Below are 15,668 nucleotides of genomic sequence, written 5' to 3'. Positions count from 1 at the left end.
CGGACCTCCGGCGCCCGGCGCCGTAGCCGCCGGGCCCCGCTCAGACCTCCAGCACCCGGCGGAGGCGGTCGGCTTCGGCGAGGACGAGCGGAACCGTTTCGGGCGCCACGGCGAGCACGGCCGGCAGCACGGAGAGGCGTTCGCCGAGCCGCAGTGCGAGGACGGCCCGACGCCGGGCCCGGACGGGGTCGGGTTCGGCCCGCGCCAGCAGGGCGTAGGCCTCCCCGCAGGGCGGGCCGACGTGGTGCATTCCGTCGAGGAGGGCGGCGGCGTGGTCGTACCGGCCGACCCGCAGCAGTTCGGTGACCACGCTGACGGACCATCCCCCCGGAAAGGCGTGCGGCTTGCGGCGGAAGAGGTCGACCACCTCGTCGTGGGCGCCGGTGACGACGAGCGCGACGGGCGAGTTCCTCAGCCACGGGAACCGGGCGAAGCACGCGGCACCGAAGGCGGTCGCGTTCTCGGGTTCCACGGCGTACACGGCCCGCAGGAGGTGCAGTGCCGCGGGTCCGTCGAGGGCCTTCCCGCGGGCGGCGGCCAGGAAGTGCCCGGCGTCCTCGCGGCGCCCCCGCCGTACGCAGGCCAGTGCCATCCGCGCGTACACCTCCACGAGGTTCGGCGCCCCGGGCGAACGCGCCACCAGTTCCTCCGCCCGCTGCCGGTCGCCGGCGCCCGCGAAGGCCACGGCCGCCTCCTGGGCGAGGCTCCCCCTCGCGCCCGGAAGCCCGGCCAGCCGCAGGGCGTGGTCGGGCTCCCCCTCGGCCACGTACGCCCCGACCAGCCGGGAGAGCAGGTCGTGGTCGGCCCACGGGTGCTCCCGGAGGAGCGTCTCCGCCCACTCCAGCCGTCCCGCCGCGATCGCCGTGCGGGCGGCGTCGCGCGGCACCAGGCCCGGCTCGTCCTCCACGGCCCGGAGCAGTTCCACCGCCTCGTCCCGCCGCCCGGCCTCCGCCAGGGCCCCGGCGAGCGCCACCAGGTCCCCGACCAGGGCCTCGCGGGCGGGCACGCGCACCCGCCGTTCCTCCGCCGCGAGCAGCCGCCGGGCCTCGGCGACGTGACCGGCCCCGTGCAGCACCTCCGCGAGGACGACGAGGGCCTCCGTGTTCTCGCCGATCCCCGCGACCAGCGCGCGGGCCCGGTCCACCTCCCCCCGCGCGACCAGCCGGCGCAGGAAGGCCCCGAGCACCCCGAGTCCTCCGGCGTTCCACCCGGACGACCTCCACGACGCCTCCGGCCTCTCCACGAGCCTTCCGCACAGCCGGGCGACCGCCTCCAGGTCGTCGCGTGCCAGCAGGGCCCCGGCGAGGGCGGGCCAGGGGTCGTCCGTGTACCAGCGCGGGGGCGGGGCCGGAGCCAGCGCCATGGCCCGCTCGACGTCACCGGTCCGGGCCAGCTCCCGGGCGACACGCCCGCGCAGGGCGTCCCCGTCGCTGTCGTCCATGGTCTCCGCGATCTCCAGGGCCTCGTCCCACCGGCCGTGCCCCACCAGCGCGGCGGCGTACGAGAAGGCCTCCTTGCCGGTGCCGAGCGCGCGCGCCGCCCCGGTCTCCCCGGCGGCGAGGAGCGCGTCGAACAGCTGCCCGCCGAACCTCACGAGCTGTACGGCGGGCAGGCTCCGCGCGCGCGCCGTCGCATCGCCCAGCAGCCTCTCCGCCGCGTCCGGACGCCCGGCCGCCCGCAGCGCGGCCGAGGCCCGGAGCAGGACCACAGTCCGCCCGCCCGGTTCCTCGTCCCCCCGGTACGCCTCCCGTACGGCCTCGTCGGCGTGACCGTCCCGGACCAGCGCCTCCACGACGGCGGCCCGCAGGACCGGGCGGACGCTCGGATCGTCCGTCTCCTCCACGAGGACGGCGGCCCGCCGGTAGCGCCCCTCCGCGAGCAGGAGGTCCACCAGCTTCCGGCGGGAACGAGGAGTCAGGCGTGGGTGCCACGCCCGCACCAGCCGTTCCGCCCGCTCCTGCGCGCCGAGCCGGATGAGCAGCAGGGGAAGGGCGTCCCCCATCGGGGCGGGGACGATGTCCGAGAAGCCCCGCGTCAGCGGCTCCGCCTCGTCGGCGAGCTCCTCGGCCCGCTCCCGCGCCCCCGCGTCCAGGAGCTTCTCCGCCACCGCGCACAGCCCCGCGACGGCCCGGGGCCCCTCCATGCTCCGGGCGAGGGCCACGGCGCGGTCCGGCTGTCCGACGGCCGCCCAGCCGGCCGGCAGCGGGAGCGGGACGCTTCCGCTGTCCCGCAGGAGTGTCGCCCGGCACCCCGCGAGCCGCAGTGCGGCCGTCACCGCGTCCTCGCGGTCCGCCTCGTCCAGTACGGCGTCCTCCGCCGACCGGATCTCCGCGAGGGTCGCCGCGTCGCCCCCGGTCGCGGCGAGGAGCCGTGCGTGCCGCCGGCCGTCGACCACGCAGGCCACCAGCCGTTCCACGTCCTCCGCCGCCCGCAGCATCGGCACGTACCCGTGCAGCAGGTAGTGCGGCGTCCCGTCCGGCCAGCCCCGTCCGCTCCAGGACTCCGCCCACGCGTGCAGCACCGCGCGCCACCGGCCGAGTTCGCGCGTGCCCAGCATCTCCCGTGCCCCGGCGACGAGTTCCTCGTGCGCCAGCAGGTACGCCTCGCCCCGCAGTGCGAACGTCCGTCCCGGGCCCGTGCGCAGGACGTCCCTCACCCGGTACGGGATCCCGCCCGTCAGCTCCGCGAGGTCGTCCGCCGTCAGGCCGCCGCCGGCGGCGGTGAGCAGGCCCAGGAGTTCGTACGGGAGGCCTCCGCCCTGCACGAAGTGCTTCAGTTCCCGTTCCGCCTCCGACCGGATCGCGCGGGCCTTCGGGGAGGAGGACAGGAGCCGGACGATCGACGGGTCCCGGAGCGGGTGGTCCCCGGGGACGTCCGGCGGGAGGGGCGGGTTGAGGCGGCCGGAGACGACGACCGGGAGGTCGAGCGCGCCGTACGGCAGGAGCGCGGCGATCGAGCGGGCGTCCGGGCCCGTCGTCACGCCCCGGTCCTCGTCCAGACCGTCCACGAGGAGGACCAGGCGCTCGCCGCGCGCCGCGCACGCCTCGGCGGCGGAGGCGTACAGGCGCAGCAGGTGGGCCTCGCGGGTGGCGGCGGTCAGCAGGGCCGGCAGTCCCTCGCCCGCCAGCTCCGCGAGCTGCTCCAGGACCACGTCCACGTACGCGGCCACGTCGTTCTGCGCGCCGAGCCGGGCCGTGACGAAGAAGGGCACGATCCGCACGCCCGGCGGCGGGTCGAGCGCGAACCACGCCATCAGCGCCGTCTTGCCCGCCCAGGCGTCCGCCCGCCACCACCGGTACCCGCTCCCCGTGCGGCAGAACTCCGCCAGTTCCGCCAACTCCTCCTCGCGGCCGACGAGTTCCGGCGGGGCGATCCGGCGGACCTGCTCCCGGTACGCCGAGCGGACCGCCGCCCCCGCGCCCGTACCGAATCCGACCGTGTTGCCGTCGCCTATGACGACGACGCCCGCCTCGTTGTCGACGTCGATCCCCCGCTCCATGGGCTCCATGCTGCCAGGGCGCCCCGGGCTTCCCGAACCTAGACTGGAAACGTCCCTGCCGCCCCGGGAGGCGTCATGACCTTCATGCAGATCATCGACTGCAGGACGAGCCGCTTCGACGAGATGAACCGGCTCATGGACCGGTGGGCCGAGCAGACCAAGGGGAGGCGGACGGCCACGCACAGCGTCCTCGGGAAGGACCGGTCCGACGGCTCGCACTTCGTGGAGATCGTCGAGTTCCCCTCGTACGACGAGGCGATGCGCAACTCCCACCTCCCCGAGACCGACCGGCTCTTCCACGAGATGGTCGCGCTCTGTGACGGGATGCCGACCTTCACGGACCTGGACGTCGTACGGGACGAGCAGCTGTACAAGGCCGCCGCGCGCCGGTTCCTGGAGCTGATCGGCACGCCGGGGGAGCTTCCGCCGCTGGACGAGGTGATCGCCGAGGGGTGCCACAGCCACGACCCCTCCGACGTGCAGGACTCCATCGGCATGGACGCGATCCGCCGCGGGATCGGGATGTGGCGGCAGGGGTTCGACTTCGCCTTCACCGCCGAGGACCAGATCGCCGAGGGCGACCGCGTCTGCACCCGCTGGAGCTGCGACGCCACCCACACCGGCGACTTCATGGGCCTCCAGCCCACCGGCATCGACGTCCGGATCACCGGCACGCTGATCCAGCGCTTCCGGGAGGACGGCAAGGTGGTCGAGGACTGGTGGCAGTACGACATGCTCGGGCTGATGGAGCGGCTGGGCGCGGTGGAGGAGTAGCGGGAGGGCCGGGAGAGCACCGAGGCCCGGCGCCCCCGCGACGGGGGCACCGGGCCTCGGTGGTCGGCCGGCTGATCAGAGCCGGTCGGCCGGCCGGTCGGCTACGCGCCTCAGTGGGAGTGGCCGTGACCGTGGCCGTGGCCGTGGTCCGCCGGCTCCTCCTCCTTCTTCTCCACCACGAGGGTCTCGGTGGTGAGGAGGAGGGAGGCGATCGAGGCGGCGTTCTCCAGGGCGGAGCGCGTCACCTTCACCGGGTCGATGACGCCGGCCTTGACCAGGTCGCCGTACTCGCCGGTCGCGGCGTTGAAGCCCTGGCCCTTGTCGAGCTCCGCCACCTTCGAGGTGATGACGTAGCCCTCCAGGCCCGCGTTCTCGGCGATCCAGCGCAGCGGCTCGACGGCGGCGCGGCGGACGACCGCGACACCCGTGGCCTCGTCGCCGGTCTTGCCGAGGTTGCCCTCCAGGACCTTGACGGCGTGGACGAGCGCGGAGCCGCCACCGGAGACGATGCCCTCCTCGACCGCGGCGCGGGTCGCGGAGATGGCGTCCTCCAGACGGTGCTTCTTCTCCTTCAGCTCCACCTCGGTGGCGGCGCCGACCTTGATCACGCACACGCCGCCGGCCAGCTTCGCGAGGCGCTCCTGGAGCTTCTCGCGGTCCCAGTCGGAGTCGGTGGACTCGATCTCGGCCTTGATCTGGTTGACGCGGCCCTGCACGTCCTCCGAGTTGCCGCCGCCGTCGACGATGGTGGTGTCGTCCTTGGTGACGGTCACGCGGCGGGCGGTGCCGAGCACGTCCAGGCCGGCCTGGTCGAGCTTGAGGCCGACCTCCTCGGCGATGACGGTGGCGCCGGTGAGGGTGGCCATGTCGCCGAGCATCGCCTTGCGGCGGTCGCCGAAGCCGGGGGCCTTGACGGCCACCGCGTTGAAGGTGCCGCGGATCTTGTTCACGACCAGGGTCGACAGGGCCTCGCCCTCGACGTCCTCGGCGATGATCAGGAGCGGCTTGCTGGCGCCGGCCTGGATGACCTTCTCCAGGATCGGGAGCAGGTCCTGGATCGAGGAGATCTTGCCCTGGTGGATCAGGATGTACGGGTCGTCGAGGACGGCCTCCATGCGCTCCTGGTCGGTCACCATGTACGGGGACAGGTAGCCCTTGTCGAAGGCCATGCCCTCGGTGAAGTCGAGCTCCAGGCCGAAGGTGTTGGACTCCTCGACGGTGATGACCCCGTCCTTGCCGACCTTGTCCATGGCCTCGGCGATGAGCTCGCCGACCTGCTGGTCCTGCGCGGAGAGCGCGGCGACGGCGGCGATGTCGGCCTTGTCGTCGATCGGGCGCGCGGTGGCGAGGAGGTCCTCGGAGACGGCCTTGACGGCGGCGTCGATGCCCTTCTTCAGGGCGGCCGGGGAGGCGCCGGCGGCGACGTTCTTCAGGCCCTCGCGGACGAGCGCCTGGGCGAGCACGGTGGCGGTGGTGGTGCCGTCGCCCGCGATGTCGTTGGTCTTGGTCGCCACCTCCTTCACCAGCTGGGCGCCGAGGTTCTCGTACGGGTCCTCGATCTCGACCTCGCGGGCGATCGTGACGCCGTCGTTGGTGATGGTGGGGGCGCCGAACTTCTTGTCGATGACGACGTTGCGGCCCTTGGGGCCGATCGTCACCTTCACCGTGTCGGCAAGCTTGTTGACGCCGCGCTCAAGGGCGCGACGGGCGTCCTCGTCGAACTTCAGGATCTTCGCCATGGGAGCGGTTCAGCCCTCTCGGAATTCTGGTGGAACGAACGGCGCCCCGGGGCGCCCGGGAAGGGGCCTCGGGGCGCAGCTCAAAGCCTCTGGCTCGGGATGACTTACTTCTCGACGATCGCGAGCACGTCGCGGGCCGAGAGGACGAGGTACTCCTCGCCGTTGTACTTCACCTCGGTGCCGCCGTACTTGCTGTAGAGCACGACATCGCCGGTCTTGACGTCGAGCGGCAGGCGCTCGCCGTTCTCGAAGCGGCCCGGGCCCACGGCCAGGACGACGCCCTCCTGGGGCTTCTCCTTGGCGGTGTCCGGGATGACCAGGCCAGAGGCGGTGGTCTGCTCGGCGTCGAGCGGCTGGACCACGATGCGGTCCTCGAGCGGCTTGATGGCAACCTTGGAGCTGGTGGTCGTCACGATCCGACCTCCCCCTTCGGAGATCACGGGGTTGACTGTCTGAGGTGGCGAACCAGGTGGATCCGTCGTCGCGGGTGCCGGACCTGCCCGTCGCTGTGTTGGCACTCTCCGGTGGGGAGTGCCAGAGCCGAGACTATGACCGCGATTAGCACTCGGTCAAGCGGAGTGCCAATTCATCGCTCCGTGGCGTGACCGGAGGCGCGGTTGTACGGGATTCCGGGGCCTCTGCACGAGGCCCCCGGGCCTCCGCGCGAGGTCCCCGGCTCCCCCGGGCCTCCACCTCCGTACGGGGTTCCTCCCTGCCCTCCGCACGGAGCTCCCGGGCCCGCAGGCAGCGCCTCCCCTCCCGGTCTGCGGTCCGTACGGCCGCCCGTTCGACCGGCTTCCCCTCCACCGCGGCCCGCCCGACCCGCTCCCGCTCCCCCGGGAACGGGGACGGGAACGGGGACGGGGACGCCGACGCCCCGGGCCCCATCTCCTCCGCCGCCCTCCGGCCGAGCCGCTGGATCGAGTCCACCGGGTCGGCCGAGGACGCGCAGGCGGTGAGGGCCGGAAGGCCGAGCAGCGCCCCGGTCAGGGCCAGGGCGGCGGCCCGTCGCCGCCGCCCGCGTCCGCCGGTCCTCACACGTAGTCCTCCAGCTTCGCGACCGCGTACCCCTTGGCCGTGATCACGTTCATCACGCGGCGGACCATGTCGGCCATGCTGCCCTTCCAGTCCTCCTCGCCCCGGAAGTGGGTGAGGACGATGTCTCCGGGGTGCAGGTCCCGGTCCCACTCGCGCCACTCCATGCGGTCGGGGAAGGCCTCGGCGGCCCACAGCGGGACGGCCTTGATGCCGCAGGACTTGGCCGCGCGCAGGGTGTCGTCGTTGTAGTTGCCGTACGGCGGGCGGAAGAGCTCGGGCCGCTTGCCGTACTTCTTCTCGATGACGTCCTGCATGCCGCAGATCTCGCGCTCCTGCCGGCTGTACGACAGGCCCGGCAGGTAGCGGTGGTTGAGGGTGTGGTTGTGGAGGGCGACCCCGCCCTTCTGCGACTTCTGCATCCGGGCGAAGTAGGCGTAGTCGTCGCTGACGACGTAGTCGCTGAGGAAGGCGCTGTAGGGGATCCGCAGCTCCTCCATCATGCGCAGCAGCTCGGGGTCCTTCTCCGAGCCGTCGTCGATCGTCAGGAAGACGATCTTCTCCTTGGTCGGCACGGTGGTGAAGACGGGCGGCATGCCCTCGCTCCTGGTCTCGAAGCCCTTGCGCGTGGTGATCCTCGGCTTCACGGCGGGCGGGGCGGGCGCTTCGAGCGGGGGCTCGGCGAGGCCCCACTTCTTGGCGGCGAGCGCGCGGGCGGCCTTCTGGAGACGGGCCTTCTCGGCCTTCTGCGCCTGCGACTCGGGCGCGGCGGCACCCTGCTTCGGGGCCTGCTTCGGGCCCTGCTGCCCGGAGGCGGGGGAGGGCGGCGCGGCGTGGTCCGGTCCGGCGCCGGAGCAGGCGGTGGCGGCGGAGGCGAGGGCGGCGACGACGAGCGCCGCTCCGAGCGTCCGACGGGAGCGGTGCACGCCTTCTGCCATCTTTTCTTCCTTTTGTCGTACGAGCTGCATGGCGCCGCATCCTGTCAGCGCGGTGGTCCCTCCGGGCCGCGACACCGCCGTACCCGGCCCGCCGTCCCCCGGCCGGCCCACAGCTCCCGGAGCCCGGGACAGGGGCCAGAATGGGACGGGTGACCGACCTCGCCTCCTTCGCCGCCCTGCTCGCCCCCGAGGGGCAGACGCTCCTCGCCGCCCTGCGCGACTACGACCCCGCCCGGGAGCTGGCGGTCGCGTCCCGGCTGCGCCGCGACCATCCCGCCGAGCTGGTCACGGCGGCGCTCGGCCAGGCGCGGCTGCGGCAGCGGGCGGTGGCGAAGTTCGGCGCGGAGGACGCGCACCGGATGTACTTCACGCCGAACGGCGTCGAGCAGTCGACCCGCGCCTCGGTCGGCGCGTACCGCGCGGCCCGGATGAAGGCGCTGGGCGTCGGGAGCGTGGCGGACCTGTGCTCGGGGATCGGCGGCGACGCGATCGCCCTGGCCCGCGCCGGGATCTCCGTCCTCGCCGTCGACCGCGACCCGCCGACCGCCGAGGCGGTCCGCGCCAACGCCGACGCGCTCGGCCTGTCCGGCCTGATCGAGGTGCGGTGCGCGGACGTGACGGAGATCGACACGAGCCCGTACGACGCCGTCTTCGCGGATCCGGCGCGGCGCGGCGGCCGGGGCAGGATCTTCGACCCCGAGGCGTACTCGCCGCCGCTCTCCTGGGCGGTCGAGGCGGCCCGGAAGGCCCCGCACGCGGCCCTGAAGGTGGCGCCGGGCATCCCGCACGAGGCGGTTCCGGCGGAGGCCGAGGCCGAGTGGATCTCGGACGGCGGGGACGTGAAGGAGGCGGTGCTGTGGTTCGGTACGGAGCCGGGCGCGCGCCGGGCCACGCTGCTGCCCTCCGGCGCGACCCTCGCCGGGCGCGGGCTGCCCGACCCGGCGGTCCGGCCGGTCGGGCGCTACCTGTACGAGCCGGACGGCGCGGTGATCCGCGCGCACCTGGTGGCGGAGGTGGCCGAGGAGCTGGACGGCGGCCTGATCGACGGGACGATCGCGTACGTCACGTCGGACGCCCTGGTCCCCACCCCGTACGCCGCCGCGTACGAGATCACCGACGAACTCCCCTTCAACCTCAAGAAGTTGAAGGCCCTGCTGCGGGAGCGCGAGGTCGGCACCCTGACCGTGAAGAAGCGGGGCTCGGCGGTCGAGCCGGAGGAGGTCCGCCGCAAGGTGAAGCCGAAGGGCCCGAACGCGGCGACGGTCCTGCTCACCCGGGTGGCAGGGGCCCCGACGATGCTGATCGGCCGGCCGGCCCGACCGGCCGGGGCCGAGTGAGCCCACGTCTCCACGAGGGGCCCCCGGCGCGGCTCAGACGTAGTCCTCCAACCGCGCCACCGTGAAGCCCTGTTCCTGGATGCGGCGGAGCATCGTGGCCGTCATCTCGGTCATCGTGCGGCCCTTGAGTTCGGACGGGCCGCGGAAGTGGGCCAGGACGATGTCGCCGGGGTGGAGCTTCCGGTCGCCGCGCTGGTACTGCATGTTCTTGATCTGCATGGACTCGCGCCAGAGCACGATCGCGTCCACCCCGCAGCTCCCGGCCGCCGTGCGCGTGGCCTCGTTCCAGTTGCCGTACGGCGGGCGGAAGAGGCGCGGGGCCGTGCCGTAGCGCTCCTTCAGCTTCTGCTGCTGGCCGCAGATCTCGCGGCGCTGGGCCTCCGGCGAGAGGGTGCGCAGATCGGGGTGGGTGAGCGTGTGGTTGGCGACGCCGTGGCCCTGGGCGACGAGCGGGGAGAAGTAGGCGTAGTCGGTGCGGATGGCGGAGTCGGTCAGGAACATCGTGAAGGGGACCTTGAGCTCCCTCATCATCGTGACGAACCCGGGGTCCTTCTCCGCCCCGTCGTCGATCGTGACGAAGACGATCTTCTCCTCGGTGGGGATGTCGCTGACGACCGGCACCGGCTCCCCGGGCTTGCGGACCACCGGCTTCACCGCCGGCGGTGCGGGCGGGGCCGCGAAGGGCTTCAGACCCCACTTCCGGTACGCGGCGGCCTCCGCCGGGGCGCCCGGGGTCCCGCTCTCCTCCGCGGCGGGCCGGGGCGCGGACGACGTCGGCGGGGCCGGGGCGGACACGGGGGCGGCGGGAGGGCGCTCCGCCGTGCAGCCGGTCACCAGCAGGGCCGCGGCGGTCAGCGCCGTCCGGAGCGCGATCGTCTTCTTCACGCGCCGGGAGATGCCCGTACGGCTCGAAAGGTTGCCCGACGGACGTACGTGTGACCGACGAGACTCCCGGCCGTACGGCTACTCGACCGCCTCGAACCGCCAGCGGTGGACCGGCCGGGTGATCAGCTCCGCGTCCGGCTCCGGCAGCTCCGGCAGCTCCGCGTCGAAGGCCTCCGCCTCCCACCAGGTGAGGACGAGGACCCGGTCCTGGGGCGCGCGGAAGACCTCCCGGCGCTCCGGCTCGTACGCGAGGACCCGGGACCGCTCCCGGGCCCACTCCAGGAGCTCGGGGCCCCGCCCCTGCGCGGCCCGCGCCTCCCACATGAGGGTGAGCCTCACGAGTACAGGTTCTCCTTGCTGACCTCGTGCACGTGATCGTGGGAGTGGTCGTGGGAGTGGCCGTGCGCGTGGGCGCCCGGCACGTGCGGGTCCGTCACCGGCAGCGAGGAGTCCGCCGACAGCTCCAGGTCGGAGGCGGCCCGGTTCCGGGCGACCATCTCGGCGCCGAGGGCCGCGACCATCGCGCCGTTGTCCGTGCACAGGCCCGGCCGGGGCACCCGCAGCCGGATGCCGGCGCGCTCGCAGCGCTCCTGGGCGAGGGCGCGCAGCCGCGAGTTCGCGGCCACGCCGCCGCCGATCATCAGGTGGTCGACGCCCTCGTCCTTGCAGGCCCGGACGGCCTTGCGGGTGAGCACGTCCACGACCGCCTCCTGGAAGGACGCGGCCACGTCCCGCACCGGCACCTCCTCGCCGGCCGCCTTCTTCGCCTCGATCCAGCGGGCCACGGCGGTCTTGAGCCCGGAGAAGGAGAAGTCGTACGCCGGGTCCTTGGCACCGCTCAGACCGCGCGGGAAGGCGATGGCCCTCGGGTCGCCCTCCCTGGCGAGCCGGTCGATGACCGGTCCGCCGGGGAAGCCGAGGTCGAGCACGCGGGCGATCTTGTCGAAGGCCTCACCGGCCGCGTCGTCGATGGTGGCGCCCATCGGGCGCACGTCGGAGGTGATGTCGGCGGAGAGCAGCAGCGAGGAGTGCCCGCCGGAGACGAGCAGGGCCATCGTCGGCTCGGGCAGTTTGCCGTGCTCCAGCTGGTCGACGCAGATGTGGGAGGCCAGGTGGTTGACGCCGTAGAGCGGCTTGCCGAGGGCGTAGGCGTACGCCTTGGCCGCCGAGACGCCGACGAGCAGCGCGCCCGCCAGGCCGGGACCGGCGGTGACGGCGATGCCGTCGAGGTCCTTCGCGGAGACGCCGGCGGTCTTCAGGGCGCGCTCGATCGTCGGGACCATCGCCTCCAGGTGCGCGCGGGAGGCGATCTCGGGCACGACGCCGCCGTAGCGGGCGTGGGTGTCGACGCTGGAGGCGACGGCGTCGGCGAGGAGGGTGGTCCCGTGGACGATGCCGACGCCGGTCTCGTCGCAGGAGGTCTCGATGCCGAGCACGAGGGGTTCGTCAGCAGCCATCAGATATCGGTTCCGGTTCCTTGAACGGTCAGTCGCATCACGAGCGCGTCGACGTTTCCGGGCTGGTAGTAGCCGCGCCGGAAACCGATGGGCTCGAAGCCGAAGCGCTCGTAGAGCTTCTGGGCCCGGGTGTTGTCCACGCGCACTTCGAGCAGGACCTCGTCGCACTCGAAGGCGGTGGCGTGCTGGAGCAGGTCGGTGAGGAGCCGGGCGCCGAGCCCGGTCCCCCACTGGTCGCGGGAGACGGCGATGGTCTGCACGTCCCCGAGGCCGCCGGCGGCGGCGAGCCCGGCGTAGCCGACGAGCCGGCCGCCGGGGTCCTCCGCGACGACGTACCGGCGGGTGGCGCCCGGCCCCCGGGAGTGCGCGAGTTCGGACCAGAACATCCCGGCCGACCAGGCGTCCTCGGGGAACAGCTCGTCCTCCAGGGCGAGCACCGGTGCGATGTCCCACCAGCGCATCTCGCGCAGTCCGACGCCGCCGGTCGCTTGGCCGGTCACTTGGGGGTGACCACCTTGTAGTTCTTGGGCACCTGGGCGTCGGGGCGGCGCAGGTACATCGGCAGCGGGTCGAGGAAACCCCCGCTCCCGGCCCCGCCGTCCCCGGCCGCCAGCCGCTCCGCCGCGAGGGCGGCGAGCGCGGCGGCCGACTGGTGCTCGGGGTCGCGGGCGTCGGGGAAGGCCCCGGGGTAGAGGCGGGCGCCCGCGCCGACGACCGGGAGCCCGGCAAGGGCTTCCGCGATGTCGGCGGGCCGGTCGACGGCCGCGTCGGTCACGCGGGTGCGGGAGTCGGCGTACCGCGCCCAGTACACCTCCTTGCGGCGCGCGTCCGTGGCGACGGCGAAGGGCTCCTCGATCCCGGAGGCGTACGCGAGTCCGTCGAGGGTGCACAGGCCGTGCACGGGCACGCCGAGCGCGGACGAGAAGGCCGCGGCCGTGACGAGGCCGACGCGCAGACCGGTGTACGGGCCGGGGCCGACGCCGACGACCACGCCGGTGACCGCGTCGAGCTTCAGCCCGGCCTCGGCGAGGACCCGGTCGACGGCGGGCAGCAGCAGCTCCCCGTGGCGGCGGGCGTCGACCTGGCCGGACGAGGCGACGACGGCCTCGCCGTCGTGGAGGGCGACGGTGACGGCGGGGGTGGCGGTATCCATGGCGAGCAACAGCACGCGAACAGCCTACGGCTCCCGGGCACGCTGCCCCGAACCCCGGGGCGGCGGCTGCTACCGTCACCCTTCGACACATTCGTACGAGAGGTGGGCACGGTGGCACGGAGCAGCTCGGGATTCGTGGCCGGGCTCACGGCGGCGGCGGTCGCCGCGGTCTGTTTCCTCGCCTACCAGGCCTCCGCGAACGTCCCGGCGGACCTCTCGGCCGAGCCGAAGGCCCCGAGCACGGCGGCCCCCTCGACCTCCCCGAGCGGCGGCCCGAAGCAGCCGGTCCGCGACCCCCTCGCCGTACCGGCGGGCTCGGGCACCGGGGAGCGGGTGGTGTACGGCCTGGCCGACCGCCGGGTGTGGCTGGTGGATGACGGCGGCAAGGCCACCCGCACCTTCACGGTGGTGCCGAGCACGGTGTCCCCGCCGCCCGGCTCGTACGCGGTGACCTCGCGGTCGGGCACGGTGCGCGGCTCGGACGGGGTGCAGATCGAGCACGTGGTGCGGTTCGCGACGGCCCAGGACGTGGCGATCGGCTTCAGCGCGGCGGTGGACGGCTCGCTGCCGGAGCCGGACCCGGCGAAGAGGACCGGCGGCGTCCGCATGAAGCGCGCCGACGGGAACGCGCTGTGGACGTTCGCGGTGATCGGCACGAAGGTCGTCGTCGTCCCCTGACCCGCGCGTGGCTCGAAGCGGCGCCCGGGCGGCCCCGTCAGAGGCTGGGCGGCCCCGTCAGGAGCCAGGCGGCCCCGTCAGAGGCTAGGCGGCCTCGTCCTCCGCCCGCCCGTACCGGTCGTACGCGGCGGCGTCCCGCTCCCGCGCGTCGTCCTCGGCCTGCGGTCTCGGCGGGGTCGAGAGGGTGCGGGCGGCCGCGCAGGACGCCAGCAGCTCGCTCATCGTGACGTGCTCCCGACCGGGTTCCGCGCGCTCCGGCGTCGCCATGCCTGCCTCCCGTAGGTTAGGTACACCTAACCAGCTCGTGCGTCCATGGGACCACGGCGCGCGCGGCCCACGCAACATTTTGCCGACACGTTGTCGGAACATACGTGGGCGCGGGCCGGAAAGCGCGTGTGCGGGGGTTTCAGAGCGCGCCCAGGTCCTCCCCCGTCCAGCGCTCCCCGACGCCGCGCAGCACGACCGTGCGCCGGTCGTCGTCGGTGTCGCCGGTGACGCGGTGGATCAGCAGGTGCAGCCGGTCGTCGGTCAGCTCCTCGACCTTGCCGTCGCCCCACTCCACGACCACCACGGACTCGGGCAGCGACACGTCCAGGTCGAGGTCCTCCATCTCGTCCAGCCCGCCGCCGAGGCGGTACGCGTCGACGTGGACCAGGGCCGGGCCGCCGACCAGGGACGGGTGGACGCGGGCGATGACGAAGGTCGGCGAGGTGACGGCGCCGCGCACCCCGAGCCCCTCGCCGAGGCCGCGGGTGAGGGTGGTCTTCCCGGCGCCGAGTTCACCGGTGAGCATGACGAGGTCGCCGGGGCGCAGGATCTTCGCGAGCCGGCGGCCCAGCTCCTGCATCCGCTCCGGGGAGTCGACGGAGAGGGCGGCCTCGGAGACGGGCGTGGCGTCGCCGGGCGCGGAGGGGACGGAGGGGGTGGAGGGTACGGACGGGTGCGCTGCTTCCATACCGCCAATCTAGCTTTTTCCGGGCTCCGTCCTCGCCGTCGTCGCCTCCGGCCCGGCTCCGGCCCGTACGAGCAGGTCGGCGAGGCGGTCGGTGACGGCCTCCGGGTGCTCCAGCATCACCAGGTGGCCCCCGTCCGGGACGATCACCAGCTCGGCGTCGGGGAGCAGGGCGGCGATGGCCTCGGTGTGGGAGCTGGGGGTGACGAGGTCGCGGTCCCCGGCGAGCGCGAGCACCGGCAGGTCGCGGAGGGCGGGCAGGGAGGCGGACTTGTCGTGCTCCGCGAAGGCCGGGTAGAAGGCGGCGACCACGTCGATGGGGGTGGACTCGATCATCCGCTCGGCGAAGCGGGCGACCGCCGGGTCCACGTCCTTCGAGGCGAACGAGTACTTCTTGACGAGCCCGGCGAAGAGGTCGGCCGTCGCCCGGCGGCCGCGCTCGACCAGCTCCGCCTGGGCGCCGAGGGTCCGCAGGACGCCCGGGAGGACCCGCCGGACGGCGTTGACGCCCAGGACGGGCAGTCCGTACGTCACCTCGTGCAGCTTTCCGGCCGAGGTGCCGACGAAGGCGACGCCGGCGACGCGCTCGCGCGTCAGCTCCGGGTACTGCTCGGCGAACGCCATCACCGTCATGCCGCCCATGGAGTGCCCGACGAGGACGAGGGGGCCGTCGGGGGCGGCGGCGTCGACGACGGCCTTGAGGTCGCGGCCGAGCCGGTCGATGGAGACGGGGACGGCGCCGGGTCCCGCCTGGGTGACGCCCTGTCCCGAGCGCCCGTGGCTGCGCTGGTCCCAGTGGACGGTCCGTACGAGACCGCGCAGGGCGGCCCGCTGGAAGTGCCAGGAGTCCTGGTTGAGGCAGTAGCCGTGGCTGAAGACGACGGTGACGGGGGCGGGTTCGCGGCGCCCGAAGAGCCGCCGGAGCCGGGCGGGGGCCTCGGCGCCGTCACCGCCCTCGCCACCCCCGTCGATCTCGTCGACCTCGTCGACCTCGTAGTAGAGAACGGTCCCGTCGTCGGCGAGGGCACGGCCGGGGGTGCCGCGGAGTCCGCCGTAGGGGCCGGTGGAGTCCAGGGCGAGCCGCGCCTTCCGGCGTACGGAACGGCCGACGGTGAGCCGTTCGACGGCGACCCCGGCGGCGGCTCCGGCCGCCAGGACGCCTATCGCGGCGCCGGCGAAACCGGCGCGGCGCCAGGTGCCGCCGCTACTGGACTCCCCCAC

The 15,668-nt window shown here is 74.0% G+C and carries 15 protein-coding genes; 3 read left to right on the top strand and 12 right to left on the bottom strand.

All coding sequences use genetic code 11. The features are described 5' to 3' along the window. Nucleotides 1-40: 40 nt before the first annotated feature. Nucleotides 41-3,499 carry a hypothetical protein gene (locus tag OO47_RS33285; protein ID WP_030209097.1) on the bottom strand — a complete coding sequence of 1,153 codons (3,459 nt, stop codon included), beginning with the start codon at nucleotides 3,497-3,499 and terminating at the stop codon, nucleotides 41-43. A 75-nt stretch (nucleotides 3,500-3,574) separates the two neighbouring features. On the opposite strand from OO47_RS33285, the gene OO47_RS08740 reads away from it, so the two are divergent. Continuing rightward, nucleotides 3,575-4,273, top strand: coding sequence for an ester cyclase (locus tag OO47_RS08740; protein WP_030209095.1), 699 nt, complete (start codon nucleotides 3,575-3,577; stop codon nucleotides 4,271-4,273). A 110-nt stretch (nucleotides 4,274-4,383) separates the two neighbouring features. Here the strand turns inward: OO47_RS08740 and groL are convergent, their stop codons facing one another. From groL to OO47_RS08720, 3 genes are all read right to left on the bottom strand, one after another. Continuing rightward, entirely contained in the window at nucleotides 4,384-6,012 is a 1,629-nt protein-coding gene (groL, locus tag OO47_RS08735) for a chaperonin GroEL (protein WP_030209093.1), read from the bottom strand. Nucleotides 6,013-6,116: 104 nt separating this feature from the next. Continuing rightward, complete coding sequence (groES, locus tag OO47_RS08730) at nucleotides 6,117-6,425, bottom strand: co-chaperone GroES (protein ID WP_015035628.1); 309 nt, start codon at nucleotides 6,423-6,425, stop codon at nucleotides 6,117-6,119. Nucleotides 6,426-7,046: 621 nt separating this feature from the next. Then, on the bottom strand, nucleotides 7,047-8,015 hold the full coding sequence (locus OO47_RS08720; RefSeq protein ID WP_033208450.1) for a polysaccharide deacetylase family protein: 969 nt from the start codon (nucleotides 8,013-8,015) through the stop codon (nucleotides 7,047-7,049). Nucleotides 8,016-8,125: 110 nt separating this feature from the next. Between OO47_RS08720 and OO47_RS08715 the strand changes: the two genes are divergently transcribed. Then, nucleotides 8,126-9,322 carry a THUMP-like domain-containing protein gene (locus OO47_RS08715; protein WP_051715550.1) on the top strand — a complete coding sequence of 399 codons (1,197 nt, stop codon included), beginning with the start codon at nucleotides 8,126-8,128 and terminating at the stop codon, nucleotides 9,320-9,322. A 33-nt stretch (nucleotides 9,323-9,355) separates the two neighbouring features. Here the strand turns inward: OO47_RS08715 and OO47_RS08710 are convergent, their stop codons facing one another. The 5 genes from OO47_RS08710 to tsaB all read right to left on the bottom strand — a co-directional run bounded on the left by OO47_RS08710 (nucleotide 9,356) and on the right by tsaB (nucleotide 12,832). Beyond that, the gene (locus OO47_RS08710; protein WP_030209081.1) at nucleotides 9,356-10,207 is read right to left on the bottom strand and encodes a polysaccharide deacetylase family protein; all 852 of its coding nucleotides are present in this window, start codon (nucleotides 10,205-10,207) and stop codon (nucleotides 9,356-9,358) included. Nucleotides 10,208-10,285: 78 nt separating this feature from the next. Beyond that, the gene (locus tag OO47_RS08705; protein WP_199812284.1) at nucleotides 10,286-10,531 is read right to left on the bottom strand and encodes a hypothetical protein; all 246 of its coding nucleotides are present in this window, start codon (nucleotides 10,529-10,531) and stop codon (nucleotides 10,286-10,288) included. A gap of 11 nt (nucleotides 10,532-10,542) precedes the next feature. Beyond that, complete coding sequence (gene tsaD / locus OO47_RS08700; RefSeq protein WP_030209075.1) at nucleotides 10,543-11,664, bottom strand: tRNA (adenosine(37)-N6)-threonylcarbamoyltransferase complex transferase subunit TsaD; 1,122 nt, start codon at nucleotides 11,662-11,664, stop codon at nucleotides 10,543-10,545. Beyond that, a complete protein-coding gene (gene rimI / locus OO47_RS08695; protein ID WP_030209071.1) occupies nucleotides 11,664-12,125 on the bottom strand; it encodes a ribosomal protein S18-alanine N-acetyltransferase in 462 nt (153 codons plus the stop codon). The genes tsaD and rimI overlap by 1 nt, the downstream gene beginning before the upstream one ends. Before the next feature lie 35 nt (nucleotides 12,126-12,160). After that, a complete protein-coding gene (tsaB, locus tag OO47_RS08690; RefSeq protein WP_030209070.1) occupies nucleotides 12,161-12,832 on the bottom strand; it encodes a tRNA (adenosine(37)-N6)-threonylcarbamoyltransferase complex dimerization subunit type 1 TsaB in 672 nt (223 codons plus the stop codon). A gap of 120 nt (nucleotides 12,833-12,952) precedes the next feature. Here tsaB and OO47_RS08685 point away from each other — a divergent pair, with 120 nt between their 5' ends. Beyond that, nucleotides 12,953-13,495 carry a L,D-transpeptidase gene (locus tag OO47_RS08685; RefSeq protein WP_030209069.1) on the top strand — a complete coding sequence of 181 codons (543 nt, stop codon included), beginning with the start codon at nucleotides 12,953-12,955 and terminating at the stop codon, nucleotides 13,493-13,495. An 84-nt stretch (nucleotides 13,496-13,579) separates the two neighbouring features. Here OO47_RS08685 and OO47_RS08680 read toward each other — a convergent pair whose 3' ends face one another. From OO47_RS08680 to OO47_RS08670, 3 genes are all read right to left on the bottom strand, one after another. Further along, nucleotides 13,580-13,762, bottom strand: a complete 183-nt coding sequence (locus OO47_RS08680; RefSeq protein WP_033208446.1) for a hypothetical protein — start codon at nucleotides 13,760-13,762, stop codon at nucleotides 13,580-13,582. Nucleotides 13,763-13,901: 139 nt separating this feature from the next. Beyond that, nucleotides 13,902-14,450, bottom strand: coding sequence for a tRNA (adenosine(37)-N6)-threonylcarbamoyltransferase complex ATPase subunit type 1 TsaE (tsaE, locus tag OO47_RS08675; protein ID WP_030209066.1), 549 nt, complete (start codon nucleotides 14,448-14,450; stop codon nucleotides 13,902-13,904). A 9-nt stretch (nucleotides 14,451-14,459) separates the two neighbouring features. Next, nucleotides 14,460-15,668, bottom strand: a complete 1,209-nt coding sequence (locus tag OO47_RS08670) for an alpha/beta fold hydrolase (RefSeq protein WP_030209061.1) — start codon at nucleotides 15,666-15,668, stop codon at nucleotides 14,460-14,462.

It is taken from the genome of Streptomyces bikiniensis (genome assembly GCF_000716625.1).
GTDB lineage: Bacteria > Actinomycetota > Actinomycetes > Streptomycetales > Streptomycetaceae > Streptomyces > Streptomyces bikiniensis.
The sequence above is the reverse complement of the archived record's forward strand: the minus strand, read 5'-3'. Positions and strand labels throughout refer to the sequence as shown.